The sequence below is a fragment of the Collinsella sp. SGI.033 genome (genome assembly GCF_050315135.1).
GTDB lineage: Bacteria > Actinomycetota > Coriobacteriia > Coriobacteriales > Coriobacteriaceae > Collinsella.
This window is the reverse complement of the sequence record NZ_JBNPOK010000031.1, coordinates 1-18,345: the sequence shown is the minus strand read 5'-3', so window position 1 is coordinate 18,345 and position 18,345 is coordinate 1. Positions and strand designations below refer to the sequence as shown.

16 protein-coding genes and 3 tRNA genes are annotated in these 18,345 nt (G+C 58.7%); 2 read left to right on the top strand and 17 right to left on the bottom strand.

Translation table 11 applies throughout. The features are described 5' to 3' along the window. Nucleotides 1-51: 51 nt before the first annotated feature. The 8 genes from htpG to pstB form a co-directional block, all read right to left on the bottom strand. Nucleotides 52-2,076 (bottom strand): molecular chaperone HtpG, encoded by a 2,025-nt coding sequence (gene htpG, locus ACQRC0_RS08210; RefSeq protein WP_427719038.1) that lies wholly within the window; start codon nt 2,074-2,076, stop codon nt 52-54. Between the two features lie 202 nt (nt 2,077-2,278). Beyond that, nucleotides 2,279-2,779: a GNAT family N-acetyltransferase gene (locus ACQRC0_RS08205; RefSeq protein ID WP_427729180.1), complete on the bottom strand. Its 501-nt coding sequence runs from the start codon at nt 2,777-2,779 to the stop codon at nt 2,279-2,281. Nucleotides 2,780-2,818: 39 nt separating this feature from the next. Continuing rightward, nucleotides 2,819-3,469: a tyrosine-protein phosphatase gene (locus ACQRC0_RS08200; RefSeq protein ID WP_427729178.1), complete on the bottom strand. Its 651-nt coding sequence runs from the start codon at nt 3,467-3,469 to the stop codon at nt 2,819-2,821. 25 nt (nt 3,470-3,494) lie between these two features. After that, the gene (locus ACQRC0_RS08195) at nt 3,495-4,250 is read right to left on the bottom strand and encodes a CpsD/CapB family tyrosine-protein kinase (RefSeq protein ID WP_427729176.1); all 756 of its coding nucleotides are present in this window, start codon (nt 4,248-4,250) and stop codon (nt 3,495-3,497) included. 3 nt (nt 4,251-4,253) lie between these two features. Then, entirely contained in the window at nt 4,254-4,910 is a 657-nt protein-coding gene (locus ACQRC0_RS08190; protein ID WP_154517680.1) for a YveK family protein, read from the bottom strand. 178 nt (nt 4,911-5,088) lie between these two features. Continuing rightward, the gene (locus ACQRC0_RS08185; protein ID WP_427729173.1) at nt 5,089-6,513 is read right to left on the bottom strand and encodes a sensor histidine kinase; all 1,425 of its coding nucleotides are present in this window, start codon (nt 6,511-6,513) and stop codon (nt 5,089-5,091) included. Nucleotides 6,514-6,516: 3 nt separating this feature from the next. Continuing rightward, nucleotides 6,517-7,245 carry a response regulator transcription factor gene (locus ACQRC0_RS08180; RefSeq protein WP_154517679.1) on the bottom strand — a complete coding sequence of 243 codons (729 nt, stop codon included), beginning with the start codon at nt 7,243-7,245 and terminating at the stop codon, nt 6,517-6,519. 64 nt (nt 7,246-7,309) lie between these two features. Further along, the gene (gene pstB / locus ACQRC0_RS08175) at nt 7,310-8,185 is read right to left on the bottom strand and encodes a phosphate ABC transporter ATP-binding protein PstB (protein ID WP_427729171.1); all 876 of its coding nucleotides are present in this window, start codon (nt 8,183-8,185) and stop codon (nt 7,310-7,312) included. Between the two features lie 251 nt (nt 8,186-8,436). Here pstB and ACQRC0_RS08170 point away from each other — a divergent pair, with 251 nt between their 5' ends. After that, complete coding sequence (locus ACQRC0_RS08170) at nt 8,437-9,777, top strand: D-alanyl-D-alanine carboxypeptidase family protein (RefSeq protein WP_427729169.1); 1,341 nt, start codon at nt 8,437-8,439, stop codon at nt 9,775-9,777. 323 nt (nt 9,778-10,100) lie between these two features. On the opposite strand, the gene ACQRC0_RS08165 is transcribed toward ACQRC0_RS08170, so the two are convergent. From ACQRC0_RS08165 to serS, 6 genes are all read right to left on the bottom strand, one after another. Beyond that, nucleotides 10,101-10,191, bottom strand: a tRNA-Ser gene (locus tag ACQRC0_RS08165). A 96-nt stretch (nt 10,192-10,287) separates the two neighbouring features. Further along, nucleotides 10,288-12,474, bottom strand: a complete 2,187-nt coding sequence (locus ACQRC0_RS08160; RefSeq protein WP_427729167.1) for a tetratricopeptide repeat protein — start codon at nt 12,472-12,474, stop codon at nt 10,288-10,290. A 635-nt stretch (nt 12,475-13,109) separates the two neighbouring features. After that, nucleotides 13,110-13,186, bottom strand: a tRNA-Arg gene (locus ACQRC0_RS08155). A 353-nt stretch (nt 13,187-13,539) separates the two neighbouring features. Beyond that, nucleotides 13,540-13,616: transfer RNA gene (locus ACQRC0_RS08150), tRNA-Arg, on the bottom strand. A 74-nt stretch (nt 13,617-13,690) separates the two neighbouring features. After that, the gene (locus ACQRC0_RS08145; RefSeq protein WP_427729165.1) at nt 13,691-14,068 is read right to left on the bottom strand and encodes a hypothetical protein; all 378 of its coding nucleotides are present in this window, start codon (nt 14,066-14,068) and stop codon (nt 13,691-13,693) included. 172 nt (nt 14,069-14,240) lie between these two features. After that, nucleotides 14,241-15,524, bottom strand: a complete 1,284-nt coding sequence (gene serS, locus ACQRC0_RS08140; RefSeq protein WP_427729163.1) for a serine--tRNA ligase — start codon at nt 15,522-15,524, stop codon at nt 14,241-14,243. Nucleotides 15,525-15,635: 111 nt separating this feature from the next. Here serS and ACQRC0_RS08135 point away from each other — a divergent pair, with 111 nt between their 5' ends. Further along, complete coding sequence (locus ACQRC0_RS08135; RefSeq protein ID WP_195838594.1) at nt 15,636-15,809, top strand: DUF6724 family protein; 174 nt, start codon at nt 15,636-15,638, stop codon at nt 15,807-15,809. Nucleotides 15,810-15,965: 156 nt separating this feature from the next. Here the strand turns inward: ACQRC0_RS08135 and proC are convergent, their stop codons facing one another. The 3 genes from proC to ACQRC0_RS08120 form a co-directional block, all read right to left on the bottom strand. Then, entirely contained in the window at nt 15,966-16,736 is a 771-nt protein-coding gene (proC, locus tag ACQRC0_RS08130; protein ID WP_427729161.1) for a pyrroline-5-carboxylate reductase, read from the bottom strand. A 73-nt stretch (nt 16,737-16,809) separates the two neighbouring features. Next, nucleotides 16,810-17,280, bottom strand: coding sequence for a 23S rRNA (pseudouridine(1915)-N(3))-methyltransferase RlmH (rlmH, locus tag ACQRC0_RS08125; RefSeq protein WP_370450649.1), 471 nt, complete (start codon nt 17,278-17,280; stop codon nt 16,810-16,812). Nucleotides 17,281-17,286: 6 nt separating this feature from the next. Continuing rightward, a complete protein-coding gene (locus ACQRC0_RS08120) occupies nt 17,287-18,225 on the bottom strand; it encodes an SPFH domain-containing protein (protein WP_117848150.1) in 939 nt (312 codons plus the stop codon). Between the last annotated feature and the right edge of the window lie 120 nt (nt 18,226-18,345).

The window sequence follows — 18,345 nt, the reverse complement described above, 5'->3', positions numbered from 1 at the left end:
TGCCCGCGCAGCGTCGAGCCGTTCCGCCGTTCGGCAGAACGGCGGAACCAATTACATAAGCTCGCAGACAGCCGCCGCGAAGGCAACGGGGTCCTCGGGCAAAATACCCTCGACGAGCAGGGCCTGGTCATAGAGCAGGCCGGAGTACTGCTTGATCTTGTCGGCGTCGCCCGCCTTCTGGGCAGCGACGAGCTTGGCAAAGACCGGGTGCTTGGCGTTGAGCTCGAGCACACGCTGGCTCTTGGGCATACCGTCGGGCGCACCCTCGGGACCCTTCTGAAGCACCTTCTCCATCTCGAGCGAAAGCGGACCCTCGGTGGTGATGCACGCGGGAGCATCGGTCAGGCGCGCAGAGACAGCGACCTTCTCGACCTTGTCACCGAGTGCCTCCTTCATGGCGCTAAAGAGGTCCTCGTTCTCCTTAGTGGCGTCCTCGGCCTCCTTCTTCTCGTCCTCGGTCGCCAGGTCAAGATCGCCGGTAGCGACATTCTTGAGCTCCAGGTGACGATCTTCGACCTCGGGCTCGGCACCGTCGGCAACGGCCTTCTCGGCAGCCTCGCGGGCAGCGTCGTCCTCGTAGATCTTGGGCATATCGACGGCAACGTACTCACGCATAGCCTGGAACGTGAACTCATCCACATCCTGCGTCAGCAGCAGCACGTCATAGCCGCGGTCGAGCACACCCTTTACCACGGGCATCTTGGTCAAGCGCTCACGCGAGTCGCCGGCGGCGTAGTAGATGGCCTTCTGATCTTCGGGCATGCCCTTGGCATACTCGGCCAGGGTAATCATCTTCTGCTCCTTGGCAGACCAGAACAGCAGCAGGTCGGCGAGCTCATCGGCCTTCATGCCATAGCTCGAATAGATGCCGTACTTAAGGCCACGGCCAAAGTTCTCAAAGAACTTCTCGTAGGCCTCGCGGTCGTTGTCACGCATATCCTCAAGGTCGGCGGTAATCTTCTTTTCCACACGCTTGGCGATGGCCTTGAGCTGACGGTTCTGCTGCAGCGTCTCGCGCGAGATGTTGAGCGACACGTCGGCGGAATCCACGACGCCGCGGACAAAGTTATAGTAGTCGGGAAGCAGGTCGTCGCACTTCTCCATGATCAGGACGTTGGAGCTGTAGAGCGCCAGGCCCTTCTCGTAGTCCTTGCTGTACAAATCGAACGGCGCGCGGCCCGGCACAAACAGCAGGGCGTCGTACTCGAGCGTACCCTCGGCGTGGAAGCTGATGGTGCGCGCAGGATCGTCAAAGTCGTGGAACGTAGACTTGTAGAACTCGTCATAGTCCTTCTGCTCAACATCGGAGCTGCGCTTCTTCCAGATCGGTGTCATGGAGTTAACGGTCTCGAGCTCCTGGTAGTCCTCGTACTCGGGCTTGTAATCCTCCGGCGCGTCCTCGGGCTTGGGTTTCTGGCGGCTCTTGGAGACCATCATTTGGATCGGGTAGCGCACATAGTTGCTGTACTGCTGAATCAGGCTCTTGAGGCCCCACTCGGTCAGGAAGCGATCGTAGGTCTCGGCCTCGCCATCGGCGTCGAGCTTCTCGTTCTCGCGCAGCGTCAGGATGACATCGGTGCCGTGCTCGGCGCGCTCGCCGTCCTCGATGGTATAGCCCTCAAGACCGTCGGATTCCCACACATGGGCGACATCCTCGCCATAAGCGCGGCTGACCACCTTCACGTGGCTGGCGACCATAAAGGCCGAGTAGAAGCCCACGCCAAACTGACCGATGATGTCGACATCCGAACCCTGCTGCTCGGCGTTCTCGGTCTTAAACTCCTCGGAGCCGGAATGGGCGATGGTGCCCAGGTTGCGCTCGAGCTCCTCGGCGGTCATGCCAATGCCGTTATCCGAGATGGTAATGGTGCGGGCGTCTTTATCAAAGGAGACGCGAATGGCCAGGTCGCCCTGGTCGAGCTTGACGCTCGGATCCTGCAGGCTCTTAAAATTGAGCTTGTCGACGGCGTCGCTCGCGTTAGAGATAAGCTCGCGCAGGAAGATTTCCTTGTTGGTGTAGATGGAGTTGATCATGAGGTCGAGCAACTTTTTGCTCTCGGTCTTAAATTGACGCATGTGCAGTCCTTTCGCGCTACCCCCGTCCGCAAAAACAGCCCGGTTACCCGAGCCGTATCGCAGACCTGCTATGTTCAGACTTAGATTTTATAACCCATTAGCGCGCATATATACATGCGGAATCGAAAAACTGTATGTCCGAGCACTCCGATGCGTCAATTGCCAAGGAGTGTCCCCAACTGCCGACAGGAAAGGAACGTCCCTATCTGCCATCTACGCGCTTGGCCATCCAGGCATGGGGCTGGCCCTCGTCTTCGTAGTCAACCGGGGCAATTTGTGTGTAGCCAGCCTTTTCATAGAGCGGCAACACGTATTCCTGCGCGTGCAGCTTAATAAGTTTAGCGCCGGCATCGCGTGCGCATGTATCGCTGGCCTCGACGATCGCGCTTGCCAACCCGCGACGACGCATAGCCGGCAGCACGGCGACGCGCCCCATAATGTAGGTCTCCCCCGCGGCGACGCCTTCGTCCAAGTCGCACGCCGGTGGCACCGGAGCCTCCGCATCTGCCGCGCGCTCCAGCTCCTCGGGAAACACGCGCGAGCAGCCGGTGAGTTGGCCATCCACATACAGCGTCACATGGACGCAGCCCGGGTCCTCGTCAATCTGGTCAAACTCGTTTTCATAGCCCTGTTCGTCCATAAAAACGGCGCGGCGCACCAGCGCCGCGTCCTCAAAGCAACCTGTCTTAAGTTGGATATCCAAGGCGGCCCCTTCATTCAGTAAGAACGTTAGGGACAGATTTTAGCGAAAATGAGCCCCGCGCACACTAAACTTCGCACGCGCTTTTGCCAGGCAATCGTAGTGGCCCACGTTATGGGCGTCACTCGCGATAAAGCTGTACAAGTTCTGGTCGAACAGGCGCTGCGCCGGCTTTTTCTCGCGACCAAAGCGCCCACCCGCAATAAAGTCGGCAGAAGCCTGCAGCTTACAGCCCATGTCGACCAGACGCTTAGCAATGCTTACGTCCTTTTGAATGGCACGGTAGCGCTCAGGGTGGGCAATAATCACCTGGCAACCGCGACACTGCAAGTCGTAGATCGTGTTCTCGTATTCCTCAAAGTCATACGAATCAGCACGCGTCGAGAGCTCAAGCAAAAACTCGTTTGAGTCATCGAAATGCAGGCGGTCGGCCCATTCGATGCCCAAATCCATGAGCTTGGCATGATTGACCTCAAAGCCCATCTGCAAATGCATATCGCCCGCATGCGCGCAAAGCAGTCGATAGGCCTCCCACATTTTTTCGAAGTCAAAATACGGGTCCCGGCAGTGTGGTGTACACACCATGTGCGTAACGCCGACGGCGCGGGCCGCCTCGAGCATCGCCAAGCTTTGCTCGAGGTTCGCCGCGCCGTCATCGACTCCGGGCAGGATATGACAATGGATGTCTCGCATATCGCCCTCTTATCTGCGTCGTTGCTCATTTCTTAAAGCGTTGCGCCTTCGCAGGGATGCCCGTTGCAGCCGCGCCGCCAACAGTGGGATCAACCCCCGCCGCAGCGTTGTTCTGCCCCTTATCCCCGCCATAATACGAGTAATAGTAGTCGTGGCTCGAAGTCTCGCAGTAGTTCATGACCGTACCGATCACGTTGACCTCGGCCTTGTTGAGCTGATCGAAAGCAGCGAGAATCTCATTGCGCTTGGCAAAGTCCTGGCGGACGACATAGATGGTGCCGTCGGTGATCGCGGCGACTTCGGCAGCGTCGACAAACGTGCCCACGGGCGGCGTATCAAAGATGACGTACCGGTACTTTTCCTCCAGCGCGGCGACAAGCTTGGCAAAGCGGCGCGAGGCAACGATGTCTGCCGGATTGGGAATGCGCGGCTCGGCGTCGAGGAAAAAGAGGTTGGGCTGACCGGTGTCGACAACGGCCTCATCGATCGACATCTGATCGGAAAGCACGGCGTACAGGCCGCCGGCATGACGGACGCCCAGCATATTGGCAAGTGTGTGGTGGCGCATGTCGCACTCAACCAGGAGAACGCTCTTGCCGCTGGTTGCGATGGCCTTGGCCAGGTTGAGCGCGATGGTGGACTTGCCCTCGCTGGGAATGGAGGAGGTCACCGTAATGGACTTGATGGGCGTATCGACACTCGCAAAGCGAATGTTGGCGAGCAGCGTCTTGGCTGCGTTGTTAAAGGCGAGGGTATCGCCGGACTTCTTTTTACGGGCCATGGATTACTTACCGCCCTTCACAACGGGGAAACGGCCGATAACGGGCACGCCGAGCAGCTCGACGGCGTCATCGACAGAACGGACACGCGTGTTGAGCATGTCGAGCAGCACAACAATCGCGACAGCGACAAACAGGCCGGCCAGGGCGGCAACTGCAATGTAGAGCTTGCGGTTGGGGCCGCTGGGCTGGGTGGGGACCTTTGCCTTGTCGATGACGTTGACGGCCTGGGCGGCGTCGACGTCCTGGGCGACGGTGGAAACCGAGTTGGCCATGGCGTTAGCGACAGCGGCAGCGCCATCGGGGCTGGCACCGGTCACAGACAGCGAGATAACGCGGGTCGTGGTCTCGCTCGTAACACTCACCTTATAGTCGGCCAGGCTGGAAAGGCCCAGCTCCTTGGCGGCACCGCTCTTGACGCTGTCGCTATCGAGCAGCGTGGCGATGTCGTTGGAGAGCATCTGGCTTGCAGACAGATCGTTGTAGTAGCTCGTCTGGCCGCCATCGGTCTTGGCGAGAATGTACATGCTCGTCGTGGCGGTGTAGGTGTTGTCCATCATGATGAAGGAGACGACGCCCATGGCGATCGCGCAGACCACCGGAAGGGCAATGACCAGCTTGAGGTGCTTTTTAAGCAGCTGGAACAGTTCAAGAAGGGTCATGCGGTTCGCCTTTCATTTCCCTAGTTCGTATCGACAAAACTGCTCGTATAATATCGCATATTTCTGCCATACCCGAGCTCTATACATAAGATACAGCGTCCGCGTGTAAGTTGCGCAACAATTCACGCGGCAGCGGAGGCGCGGGCGTACCGTCTAATCCTCGGTTTTTGCTATGCCGCTACGCGAACGGTCCCTCTTGTTGCACGGGAAACGTTACCGTAATGGTGGTTCCCACGCCCGGCTCACTCGACAGGTCAATCGCGGCGTGATGGTACAGAGCGGCGTGTTTGACGATCGCCAAACCCAGGCCGGTTCCGCCACGCGCCTTAGAACGACTCTTGTCCACGCGATAAAAACGCTCGAACACTTTACCCTGCTCCTCGGGCGCAATACCGATACCCGTATCGGCAACAGACAGGTACGGATGACCCTCGTCATTGGTCCCGCAGCGCAGCGTGACCGTACCGCCAGGTCGGTTGTAGCGAATGGCGTTGCTTGCAAGGTTGTAGATCAGCTCGTCAATCAGGCGCGGCACGCCTTCGATCACCATGGGCTTCGTCTCGTGCCCAATGGTCACATTCGACTGCCGGGCAACTTGCTCAAGACGCTGTTCCACCGTCAAAATGGCGCGAGAGAGCTCGATGGGTTCTGTGGACCCAATGGGCACCGCCTCGCCCTCGGATGCTCGCTCCGCCTCGTCCAAGTTGGAAAGCGTAAGAATGTCGTTGACGAGCGCCGCCAGGCGGCCCGCCTCGCGATAGATGCGGCCACCAAAGTTGCGCAAGTCGTCCTCGCCCTCAACCATGCCGTTTGCAATAAGCTCGGCATAGCCCGAAATCGCGGTAAGCGGGGTCTTGAGCTCATGGGTGATATTGGCCGTGAACTCACGGCGCATTCGGTCGTTGTCCGCTAGCACCGCCATTTGGCGCTTGAGTTCCTGGCGCTGCGACTCGATACGCTCAAGCATGGGGACCATCTCGGCATAGGCGTGCTCATAGCTACGGCGTGGGTGGTCCAAATCCACCTCTTGCAACGGCGCGATGATTGCACGGGACTCGCGGCGCGCCATAAAAAACGAGAGTACTGCACCCGCTGCTGCGATAAGCAGCATCGGCGCCACCATCGACAGCAAAATCGCCGCAACGCCAGGCTGGGCTTGCGCCAAGCGGACAACCTGGCCGTTATCAAGGGCGACGGCGCGATACAGCATAATCTCGTCGAGCGTAGAGCTTGCGCGCTCCGCGGAACCCAAACCACTCTCAAAGGCCTCGATGACCTCGGGGCGATCGCCATGGTTGGGCAGTGAGGAAGGCGACGCCTCGTTGTCGTAGGCAACCGATCCATCCTTGTTAATCAGCGTAATGCGCAAGTCCTCGCGATCGAGGCTACGCAAGAACGGGATGGGCTCCTGCTGTTCGTCGAGGGCGGCAGCAATGAGCTCGGTTTCCTGCGCCAGATTGGCACTCGTGGCATCCGCCAAGGTGTTTTGCACAAAGAACGCACCCAGCACCGTAAACGCCACGATAACCGCCATGGCGCAAACAAAGATCGTCACAAAAACGCGGTGCGACAGCGTATGTTTTCCCTGGGGGGCGAAGACCACGGGTTACTCCTCCGATGCGGTGGCCGCGGTGTCGTCACCTTCGGCACCGTCACCGGCAGAAGGCTCGGCCAAACGGTAGCCCACGCCGCGCACGGTCTCGATGGCGCTGGCATGCTCGCCCAGTTTTTGGCGAAGCGTCTGCACGTGCACGTCAACGGTGCGCGAACCGCCGTCGAAGTCCCAGCCCCACACGCTCTGCAGCAACGACTCGCGGGTAAAGACCACGCCGGGCTTGCGCATGAGGTACTCGAGCAGGTCGAACTCGCGCAGGGTGAGCTTAAGCGGCTCGCCGGCAACGGTCACCTCGCGATGGCTGGGCGAAAGCACGATATCGCCCACGCTGAGCACATCGCTCGCCTGCTTGACCATGCCGCCGCGACGCAGCAGTGCGCGGCAGCGGCTCGCAAGCTCCATGAGCGAAAACGGCTTAGTCAGATAATCGTCGGCACCGCCATCGAGCGCCATCACCTTGTCGAGCTCGGTATCCTTGGCGGTAAGCATCATGATGGGCACCGTCTCCGTCAGGCGATCGGCACGCAGGCGACGCATAATCGCCAAGCCATCGGTATCGGGCAGCATGATATCGAGCAGCACGGCATCGGGCACCCGTCGCGCCACGGCAGCCTTAAACTCACCGTCGCACGAAAAGCCTTCGGCCTCGATCCCCTGCTTGCGCAGTGCATAGACCGTCAAATCCCTGATGTTATCATCGTCCTCGACGTAATAGATCATGTTGAACCCCTTTGCGGCAGGCATGACCGCATCTTAATCCTAAAGGTACCTTTACTAGATGGTATCAGCCAAAACGTCCCGTCAAATAATCTGCCGTACGCGGGTCGGTAGGATTTTTGAAAAGCTGAGCGGTGGGCGCGTGCTCCACCAACTCACCTAGCAAGAAAAACGCGACGGAATCGGATATGCGCGCCGCCTGCTGCATATTGTGTGTAACGACCACGAGCGTGCAGGTCTCTTTGAGCTCGCAGGCCAGCTGCTCCACCACGAGCGTCGACACGGGATCGAGCGCCGAGGTCGGCTCGTCCATCAGCAGAATATCGGGCTGCACGGCAAGTGCGCGGGCGATGCACAGGCGCTGCTGCTGTCCGCCCGAAAGCCCCAGACCAGACTCCTTGAGTTTGTCCTTGACTTCGTCCCACAGGGCAGCGCGGCGCAGGGAATCCTCGACCAGCTCATCCAGCACAGCGCGATCGCGCACACCCATACCGCGAGGGCCGTAGGCGACGTTGTCGTAGATGCTCATGGGAAACGGGTTGGGGCGCTGGAACACCATGCCCACGCGCTGGCGAAGGCGGCAGATGTCGTAATCGCCCAGGATATCTTGACCATCGAGCGCAATCTTGCCCTCGATGCGGCAGTCCTTGATGCCGTCGTTCATGCGGTTAAAGCAACGCAGCAACGTCGACTTGCCGCAGCCCGAAGGACCGATAAACGAGGTAATCTGCTTGTCGCGGATCTTGATGGACACATCCTTAAGCGCGTGGTGATCTCCATAGAACAGGTCGAGGCCCTCGACATCGATGCGCGTCGGCGAGGCGGCAAGGTCCTCTGCCGTGGGGCGAGTCGCATCCCCAACTTCGCGCTCATGCGCGGCCTCGGCCTGCGCTTCCATTAGCTCCTCGAGCTCCGTGGGCCCCACAGCCGCAGCAGCCGTCATACCGCATACCTCCACATTGATATCAAATCAGCAGTATCGATAGTAAAAATCGCAGCTCATATATGCGTGAGGGTATTGTCAAGTATTTGTAAGGACCTCCTCGATACGCGACGGGCAATCATATCGACCGTGCACACCCAAGCGTCCGCTCAGACACGAAGATAAACCTTACGCGCCAAACCCCAAGCGGCACAGCCGGTAAACGATATACTCTAGAGCCAAAGGAGACCATCCCGTCGAAAGCGAAATCAGTGAAGCATCTTACCCCTCTTGTAAAGCGTTCCGCGCAGCTGACCGTTGGCCTTGCCTGCGCCGTCGCCCTTGTCGCCGGTATTCCGTCCGTCGCCGGCGCCCAAGTGCTCACGACCGATAACATCTGCGGCAAAGCCGCCGATGCACGCGGCATTGCAGCCGAAGACCTGCCCGATATCGATGCCTCCAATGCGTTTGTCATGGGTAAAAACGGCACCGTCTACTATGCCCGTAGCGCCGACGAGCAAGTCAAAATCGCCTCGATCACCAAGGTCATGACTGCAATCCTCGCGGTCGAGAACTGCAAAATGGACGAGAAAATCACCGTGAGCAACGCGGCGGCAGCCGTAGGCAACTCGACCGCGGGACTCCTCGAAGGCGACGAGCTCACCGTCGAGCAAGCGCTGCGCGGCCTGATGATCCCCTCGGGCAACGACGCCGCCATCGCGCTTGCCGAACACGTGGGCAAAAAACTTGACCCCAAGACCAAAGATGCCGTCGCTACGTTTGTAAAAGCCATGAACGAGCAGGCCAAGAAGCTCGGCTGCACGGGAACGCTCTTCGAGAACCCGCACGGGCTGGATTTTGACGAATGGGCCGGCGATATGCATTCAACCGCACACGATGTGGCATTGATGATGCAAGAGGCCATGAAGGACGACACGATTCGCGAAGTCATGGCGAGCAAAGATCCCTGGATCGAAGTGACGGGCGCCGACGGCTCCGATCATTCGCATTCCATGGAAACGCACAATGTTTTATTGGACCAAGACGGCAATATCGGCGGTAAGACCGGCACCACCGACGATGCCGGATACTGCTTTGCAAGCGCCTACAATCGCGATGGCGACGAGATCTATACCGTTGTCTTGAACTCCAGCACCACCGACCAGCGTTTTGCCGATACGGCCACACTTGCTAGTTGGTATTACGACCACAAGGTAACGGTCGAAATCGCCAATACGCAAAAGAAGACCGCCAACGGAAACCCGCTGATGGCACGTGTCAGCCAAACCGACTGGACAGACAAAACGATCGACGCCACGCTTGCCGACCCCACCGCGCAGGCAACGGTGTTCTCACTCGCCGGCGAAGTGACCGAAAAGGTTAGCTACGATGACCTTTCGGGCACGGTGCATGTTGGCGATAAGGTGGGCAGCGTTACGCTTAAGCAGGACGGCACCAAGATTGCCGTCATGGACCTGGTTGCCGACGAGGAAGGAACGGGGCCCAATCCCATCGAGTGGCTGCTCGTGAAGCTCGACCGCCTGGGCCGCCGCATCGACAACCGCCCGCTCACAGCCGAGAGCGAGACCGTAGCCAAGGCTCCTGAGGTGTAGGGCCAAAGCGATATCACATCGAACCAAATGAGGCGTCCAACGGGGCGCCTCATTTTTTGAGGTTTCGAATCCCCAGCTAACGTTCTCCATACCAAAAAGGGCCCCTTACGGAGCCCTTCTTCAAATTCGTACTGGCGGAGAGCTGGGGATGTCCGGGCATGCTACGCATGCCCTCCGGCTTCAAAGCCTAGCGGCTTTTCGCCCACGGGCGACAAACGCTTTCGCGTTTGCTTAACGCCCGTGCCCTCTCGGGTTCGAATCCCCAGTTAACATTCTTCTAATCAAAAAAGGGCCCCAAATGGGACCCTTCTTTCAAGTCATACTGGCGGAGAGCTGGGGATTCGAACCCCAGATGCCCTTTTGGGGCATACTCGCTTAGCAGGCGAGCACCTTCGGCCTCTCGGTCAGCTCTCCGTAACAGCCGTTCCATAGTAACCAAACACTCGAATCCGGGCAAGGGGAAATTTTGATAATTGGCCGGCCGGCTTTCCTCCCCCATAAATCAAACCCCTATCCCAACGACCGGCTGAGGGAGCCGAGCTCATCGTTTCCCATCGTGCGCCACATTTGGAAGATGCAGACGCGTGCCAGGAAAAAGAAACCGTTATCGACCAGCTGCACAGCCGCGTCTGCCAGCTGGTTGGACACGGCGGGCACCGGCGGCAGTTCGAGCCCCGCCTTACTGATGGTCTCAACCGCTTCCTCGAACGTCGGTGGCTCATTGACACCCATCTCGTTCATAAGGCCCTGCATTTCCTCCAGTGCGTTGCTACCCGACTCCTCGCCGCGCGGTACCAAGCGGTAGCACGCCAACGCCAGCTCGAGCTGATCGCAGTTCCAGTAGGCAAACGCTAGGCGATAGAACAGGTAGCCGATTGAGGAACGGTCACTGGCAATGCGCAGGCCGTGGCGCGCCACCTCAATGACCTCGTCATAGCGCTCCAGACGCGCCAGCACGTTGATGAGTGCAAAGTGTGATTGCATGGATGAGCGCGCCAGGTCGTAAAGATGACGCACCTCGGGCAATGCCCGCTCAAAATCCTCCTGATCGGCGTAAAAGCTGCAAATCTCATGCTGGGCAAAGTACAGCGCATCGGGAGCGCGCAAAATACGAACGGAGCGGTCTTCCTCCATTACCGGCAGCACCATACGCACCAGTTGGTTGTCGCAGAACAGCGTCTGGACCGGTCCTGTCGCCAAAAGCTCGGCAACGGCGCACTTGGCCTCCAGCTCCTCAACAAGACGGGAAAAGCCCTCAAACGCACCCGCGCGGTCGACTTTTGCCCGCTCGCGCAACTCAGCGACGCGCGCCACATACGGGTCATCGCCCTCCTCCATAACCTCAAGCTCATCAGCCGTATCGGCAAGCAGCAGGTCGCGCAACGCCGGCGGCAGCGAACGGTGGTCGTCACGCGGGCGAGCATGAACCTCAGCGGGCTCAATCGCATCCGGCGCGTCCGACTCATATGCCTCAAGCATGCGCTTGCACGGCATATCATCCATATCCATGCTTTCAAAATTCTTAGCGGCGGGAACACAATTGGCCAGATAGGCCGCACGCCCAAAGGAATATGTTGCAACAATGCGCTCGCCCTGCTCGCCATCGGGAGCCGCAATCTGAACGTAGCAGCGCGTAATGCTGGCACCGGCAGCAAAACAAGCCGCTGCCAGCGTGAGCGCCACGCGCGCATCGTGCTCGGTGGCCCAAATCGCACGGACGTCCTCGTCCAACTCACGCCAGACGTCATCCTGGGCGTCGTATTCACGTTGGGGCATGGCATCCACGACCGAGCGCCCAAACCGAACGAGCATAATCCCCTCGGCAACGTTTGCCCGATAGGTATAGTCAAGCCGCGTGACCACGTTGAGGGCTTCGACCGCGCGCGCAAAACGGGTGCGCACGTCCCACTCACCGCCTGGCTGGCAAGCTACCGTACCCGGTTTGCCCCACGGGTTGTCACTCGAGGCCGTATCGAGCAGTCGGGGGACATCGCTGGTCGTCTTGGCAATATGCCACGCGTCAAAGAGCGCGCAGCCCTCAAGGCTCGGCGAGGATGCCGCAGGGGCCAATCCGGCCCCAATACGCTCAAGGATGCCGGAGAGGCGGTTAAGACGACACTCGATAGCAAGCAGCATGTCAATCTCGTCCTGGTCCAGCAGGCTACGATCAAAATTGAGATAGAACAGCTTTGAGCGGTCGATACGCGCTAGGCCCATCTCGGACTTGGCAGCGATGGTGCGCAGTCGGGGCAAATCGACCTCGCTCATAAGGGCGGCGGCATAACGCTCGATACCGCTCGGATTGTCGGCATGGTCAACGCGGTAGAGCAGCGTCTCGATAGCATCGGGGAGCGGTGCCGTGTTAAAGCCCAAAAACACCTCGACCGGCTCGGGCAACTTTACGAGTTTGATCTTGTTGGCGGTGTTTTTTATACCCTCATCGAGCTCGTCGGCAGGTACCGTGTTCGCAAGAGCGTTTTTGGGGTCGGCAAATATCACGTAGCGCAAGAACATCGAGGCCATAAACTCGCCATAAGGGAGAGCACGGCTCGAATTCCATGTCTCGTGGTCGGACTGCTCACGCATGGCCTCTTCGGGAGAGCCGACCGTTCGCGCGCAAGCGCGCATTGCACCGTTGGCTCCCCGCACCAAAATCTCGCCAACACTGGAATCGGACTCGTCAAGGACCAATTTCATGTCGGGGTTCTTGGGCAATGGCACTTTCTGAACAGGGCCGTCAACCTTATAGACCTCACCTGACACGCTCACGTAGCCCAAAAGCGATATGTGGCTTTTGCCTACGAATTCGACGACGTAGCAAGACTCTTTAGGATCCTCGCCAAAAACTTTCCAGACAACACCATACGAGCGCCCCGCGGGTTGCTCTGGCATCGATGGAAAACGCTTTTTGGGGTCGAGAAACCTGAGCTTGTATGTCGGACGCTCTGCCACGAAATATCACCCTGATCGGTCGTATAGCGAAGGAGTGGTCGCGGACGGACCGCGACATCTACTCGGAATCTTACACGAGTCGATAAGAAATAGTCTCCCGCGGGCGGAGGCGCACGATTCCAGTCGAATATCTGGGGTCGAATGGCGGCGTAAAAGAAAAGCCCCCGTTGCCGGGAGCTTTAAAGTCAATTGGTGCGGCGTATAGGATTCCGCGCATCCGCTTCGCGGATCCGCACCGGCTTCGCCCGCCTGCCGGCGCGCTCGCCCGCTCGCTAAAAACGCTCCGCGTTTTCTTTACGCTCGCGCCTCGACCGAGGTTCGAATCCGTGCATGGCTTCCAAAAAAGAAAAGCCCCCGTTGCCGGGAGCTTTAAAGTCAATTGGTGCGGCGTATAGGATTCGAACCTATGACGTTCTGATTCGTAGTCAGACCCTCTATCCAGCTGAGGTAACGCCGCAACGCACGGATTATTATGCACGCGAGGCCCCGACGGGTCAAGCGACAATTTGAAAAAATTTTACGATGTGGCGATTATGCTGCTCGCGCCTCGACCGAGGTTCGAATCCATGCATGGCTTCCAAAAAAGAAAAGCCCCCGTTGACGGAGGCTTCAAGTTCGATTGGTGCGGCGTATAGGATTCCGCGCATCCGCTTCGCGGATCCGCACCGGCTTCGCCCGCCTGCCGGCGCGCTCGCCCGCTCGCTAAAAACGCTCCGCGTTTTCTTTACGCTCGCGCCTCGACCGAGGTTCGAATCCGTGCATGGCTTCCAAAAAAGAAAAGCCCCCGTTGCCGGAGGCTTCAAGTTCGATTGGTGCGGCGTATAGGATTCGAACCTATGACGTTCTGATTCGTAGTCAGACCCTCTATCCAGCTGAGGTAACGCCGCAGCGCAAGACATATGAAACCATTTTAGTTAATTGGAGTCAAGCACAATCTTGATTTTTTTCTAGACCATTTTCCTCATGCAGCTCCGCATGTATCACCGTTTCCCATACGATCGATCGGCTTTTCAACCACATCGAACCCAACACCGAGATCCCTCAATAGCGAGCGCACCCGCTGGGCGCAATCATACTCGGCAAACGAGATACTCAGCATGCGTGCCACCTGGTTAGAAGTCCCGACTCCATAGAACCGTTCGAGTGTTGTAAGCCCTTTGTGCGTCACAAAGGTCTCAACTACATGTGGTGACTCCTCAAAGCACCATTGGGTCAACGGACCCTCGCTCGTTTGCCTCACCACCAAGCCACCCATACCCGATGGCTCACACGTAACTAGCAGGTGCTCCCCACCTTCATCGCTCTCAAACAAAACTACCCGCTCATCAAACAGGTCCATCACATCCCCTTCTCTCGCTCGTATCTAGTAAAAGCATAGCAGGTAGACGACCGTATACAGAACATTTGTTCGTGTATTTTCTATTGAGCTGTCCGCGCGGCATGGTAAGGCTCCGCGCACAAAAAAGGCGCCCCGGATAGGGGCGCCCCCGAAAATCGCTTATGCAGCAAACCTACGCGACCGGCTCGATCTTCTCGAGGCCGCCCATGTAAGGACGCAGAACCTCGGGGATCGTAATGGTGCCGTCGGCGTTCTGGTAGTTCTCCAGAATGGCGGCCATAGTGCGGCCAGCCGGCAGACCGGAACCGTTAAGGGTGTGCAGGTAGCGCGAGCCCTTGAAGTTCTCGGGATCGCGATACTTGATGTTGGCGCGGCGAGCCTGGAAGTCGCCGCAGTTGGAGCAGGAGCTAATCTCCTTGTAGGCGTTGTAGCTCGGCAGCCAGACCTCGATGTCGTAGGTCTGACGGGCAGAGAAGCCCAGGTCGCCGGTGCACAGGCTAATCACGCGATACGGAAGACCCAGCTGCTGAAGCAGGAACTCGGCCTCGGCGGTCATGCTCTCGAGCTCCTCGTCGGACTCCTCCGGCTTGGCAAACTTGACCATCTCGACCTTGTCGAACTCGTGCTGGCGGATGATGCCGCGGGTGTCGCGACCAGCGGAGCCGGCCTCCTCGCGGAAGCAGGGGGTGAAGGCGGTGTAGCGGCGCGGCAGGGTGTCGGCATCGAGAACCTCGCCGGCGTGCAGGTTGGTAAGCACGACCTCGGCGGTGGGGATCAGGAAGTTATCGCCCGAGACATGATAGGCGTCGTCCTCGAACTTGGGCAGCTGGCCCGTGCCAAACATGGTCTGGCGCTTGACGACGATGGGCGGCCACCACTCCTTAAAACCACGGCTGGTGTGCGTATCGAGGAAGAAGTTGATGAGGGCGCGCTCCAGACGGGCGCCGGCGCCACCGAGAACGGTGAAGCGGCTACCGGAGAGCTTGTTGCCGCGCTCGAAGTCGAGGATGTCGAGGTCGGTGCCCAGATCCCAGTGCGGTTTAAAGTCGAAGTCGAACACGCGCGGGGTGCCCCAACGACGGCGCTCGATGTTCTCGTCCTCGTCCTTGCCGTACGGGGTGGCCTCGCAAGGAATGTTGGGCAGGTGAGCCATAAAGTCGTACTGCTCCTGCTCGAGAGCGGTGCGGCGCTCGGCCAGACCGTCGATCTTCTCGTTGACGGCGCGCACGGCCTCCTTGGCGGCCTCGGCCTCGTCCTTCTTGCCCTCCTTCATCAGGGCGCCGATCTTCTTGGACTCGGCATTACGCGTGGCCTGGAGCTCCTCGACCTCGGTGATGACGGCACGACGCTCATCGTCGAGCTCAAAGAACTTCTCGCGATCCCAAGACGTCTGGCGGTTAGCCATGGCGGTATCGATGGCATCGGGGTTCTCGCGAACAAACTTGATATCAAGCATTAGATCCTCCGGCGATATACATTCCATTTAGGTTGCAACCTTGTACATGTATGGGCAAGTATATACTTATGAGCGTTTACGACCCAACTCAACTACGCAAGAAGGCACCCAATGGACGCAGTTTTTTCCTTTTTGTTTGGCACCCGCACCGGTTTTGCCATCCTTTTCGCCGGCGGCATCCTGCTGTTTGCGATTCTTGCCTTTGTAATGGAGAAGCGCACCCATAAGCTCTACGTCGACCGCGGGCCCAAATCCGAAGAAGATCAAGACAGCTTCTGGGACTAACCTGCCATTTAGGGACAGGTTTATTTTGGTCGGTTTTATCTGGGCAAACGCAAGCGCCCCGCAACCGGTATCAACCCGGTTGCGGGGCGCTTTTCGCTATAGAGATAAAACCGCAGGAAAAACCTGCCAAAATAAACCTGTCCCTAAATGGCAGGTTTACTGAAGGGTGGCGTCGATGGCCTTGACCAGGGCGCTGCGCATGCCGGCGTCCTCGAGCGCGACGACGCCCTTGATGGTTGCGCCGCCGGGCGAGCACACGGCATCCTTCATCGCCGCAGGATGCTGCCCAGTTGCAAGCTGCAGTTTCGCCGTACCCAGAACCATCTGGCTCACAATGCGATAGGCGTCGGCGCGCGGAATGCCGTGCTTGACGGCCGCGTCGCCCAGGGCCTCAATCGCCATGGCAACAAATGCCGGGGCGCAACCGCCCACGGTACCGCCCACAAACAGCAAGCTCGTATCGAGCTCAACGACAGTGCCAAGCTTTCCGAGCAGGTCGAGGACCACGGCACGCTGCTCGCCGTTGAGCGTAGAGGACTTCTCGCAGGCGATGACGCCCTCGCCCACCGAAACCGGTGTATTGGGGACCGTCGAGATGTGCGCGACACCCGGCAGGACCTGCTCCCACTTGACACTGTCCCAAGTCCAGGCGACCGAAAGGACGACCTTATCGGCAAGAGTATCCTTGAGCGGAGCGAAGACCTTCTCGATCATGTGCGGCTTGACCGCAGCAACCACGATATCGGATACAGCGACAACCTCCGCCGCATCACGACAGGCAAGTATCCCACGCGCCTCACAGCGCTCAACCAGGGCATCGTAGCGGCCCGCGCAGGCACACATGTCGCTCGCAGCCACACCGGCGGCAATCCAGCCATCGGCCATAGCGCTCGCCATATTGCCAAAACCGACAAATCCAATCTTCATATCTCATAGTCCTCTCAGACAGGTTCTTCAAATCGAGAGCTATTGTCCCACGGCATTGTTTCGTGTTGCCGACCTATTTGTGATACGGCTCACCACGGCTAATCTTGCAGGCGCGGTAGACCTGCTCCAGCAGCACCACGCGCGCCAAGTTATGCGGCAAGGTAATGCGTCCAAAGCTGAGCATTTCGTCAGCTCGTGAGCGAACATCGTCGCTCACGCCGTCCGATCCGCCAATCACAAAGGCGATGTCGCTGTTGCCTCGCAACATAAGATCATCGAGCCGCGCCGAGAGTTCCTCACTCGAGCGCTCTTTGCCCTCAATGGCCAGCAGAATCACATGCGCTCGGGGCGGCAGGGCTGCAAGAATCGCCGCTCCCTCCTTGTCGCGCGCGGCATCCACGCCGCCCGCCTTGGCCGGGTCGATATCGGCCACCTCGCGCATATCCACCTTGGCATAGGCGCCCAGGCGCTTGGTGTACTCGGCGCAGGCATCCTTCCAAAAACGCTCTTTGAGCTTACCGACGCATACAACGGTGCACTTCACGCGCGCCTACTCCTTCGAATCGTTTTGAACTTTGCCGGCGGTCAGCATCTGCTCGAACATAGAGGCCGACTGCGAAAAGTCGCTCGGCAGCACGACCGTCGATGTTTTACCCGTGCGAGCGAACTCCGTCATCATCTCGGACCATTGCGTAAACATGAACAGCTGGTTGGCCTCATCGTTGCCGACGCCCGTCTCCTGGATAATCTCGAGCGAATCCTTGATACCCAGCGCGATGGCCTTGCGCTGGTTGGCGATGCCTTCGCCCGCCTTTTCCATTGCCTCGGCCTCGGCGGTCGCCTCGGTAACGCGCTTGATGCGGTCGGCCTCAGCGAGCTCCTGCGCAGCAGCGCGCTTACGCTGGGCGGCGTTGATGTCATTCATAGAGTTCTCGACCTCGGTCGGCAGCGCGATCTTGGTGATGAGCGTCGACACGAGGGTAAAGCCGTAGGCGGCCATCTGCTCGGATACGGTGGCGTTGACGTCCTTGGCAATGTCATCCTTCTTAGCAAAGACCTCATCAAGGGTATAGACAGGGATGGAAGAGCGCAGGGCATCGGTAATGAAGTCGCGCATCTGGTCGACGGGCTCCTGCAGCATGTAGTAGCTCTTGTAGATGCCCGAATCTGCCGGGCCGGCTCCCATGTCATAGCTCACGTGGTACTGAGCAGAGACCTCAAGGCCGATAGTCACGTTGTCCTGGGTCTTAACGTCGATCCCAAAACCGTTTTTCATGGTGCGCAGACTCACCGTGGCGGCCTTGCGGTCGATCACGGGCACCTTCATGTGGAAACCCGCGTTGACGATGCGGTTAAACTTGCCCAGGCGCTCGATGATCACAGCATGCTGCTGTTCAACGACATAGCAGGCGTTGGGAAGCAGTAGCAACAAAATGATGATGGGAAGTAGAAGGCTCGTAAGGGCAGCGATAATACCGGATAACAGCATGGTCTCTCCTCCGATGGGCACACGTTGGCACTAGGATACCCGCACAAAGCAGCCATGGGACACCATCAGGAGGCCCATAACAAAAAAGCTCCCATTGCTGGGAGCTCTTTCAATCAATGG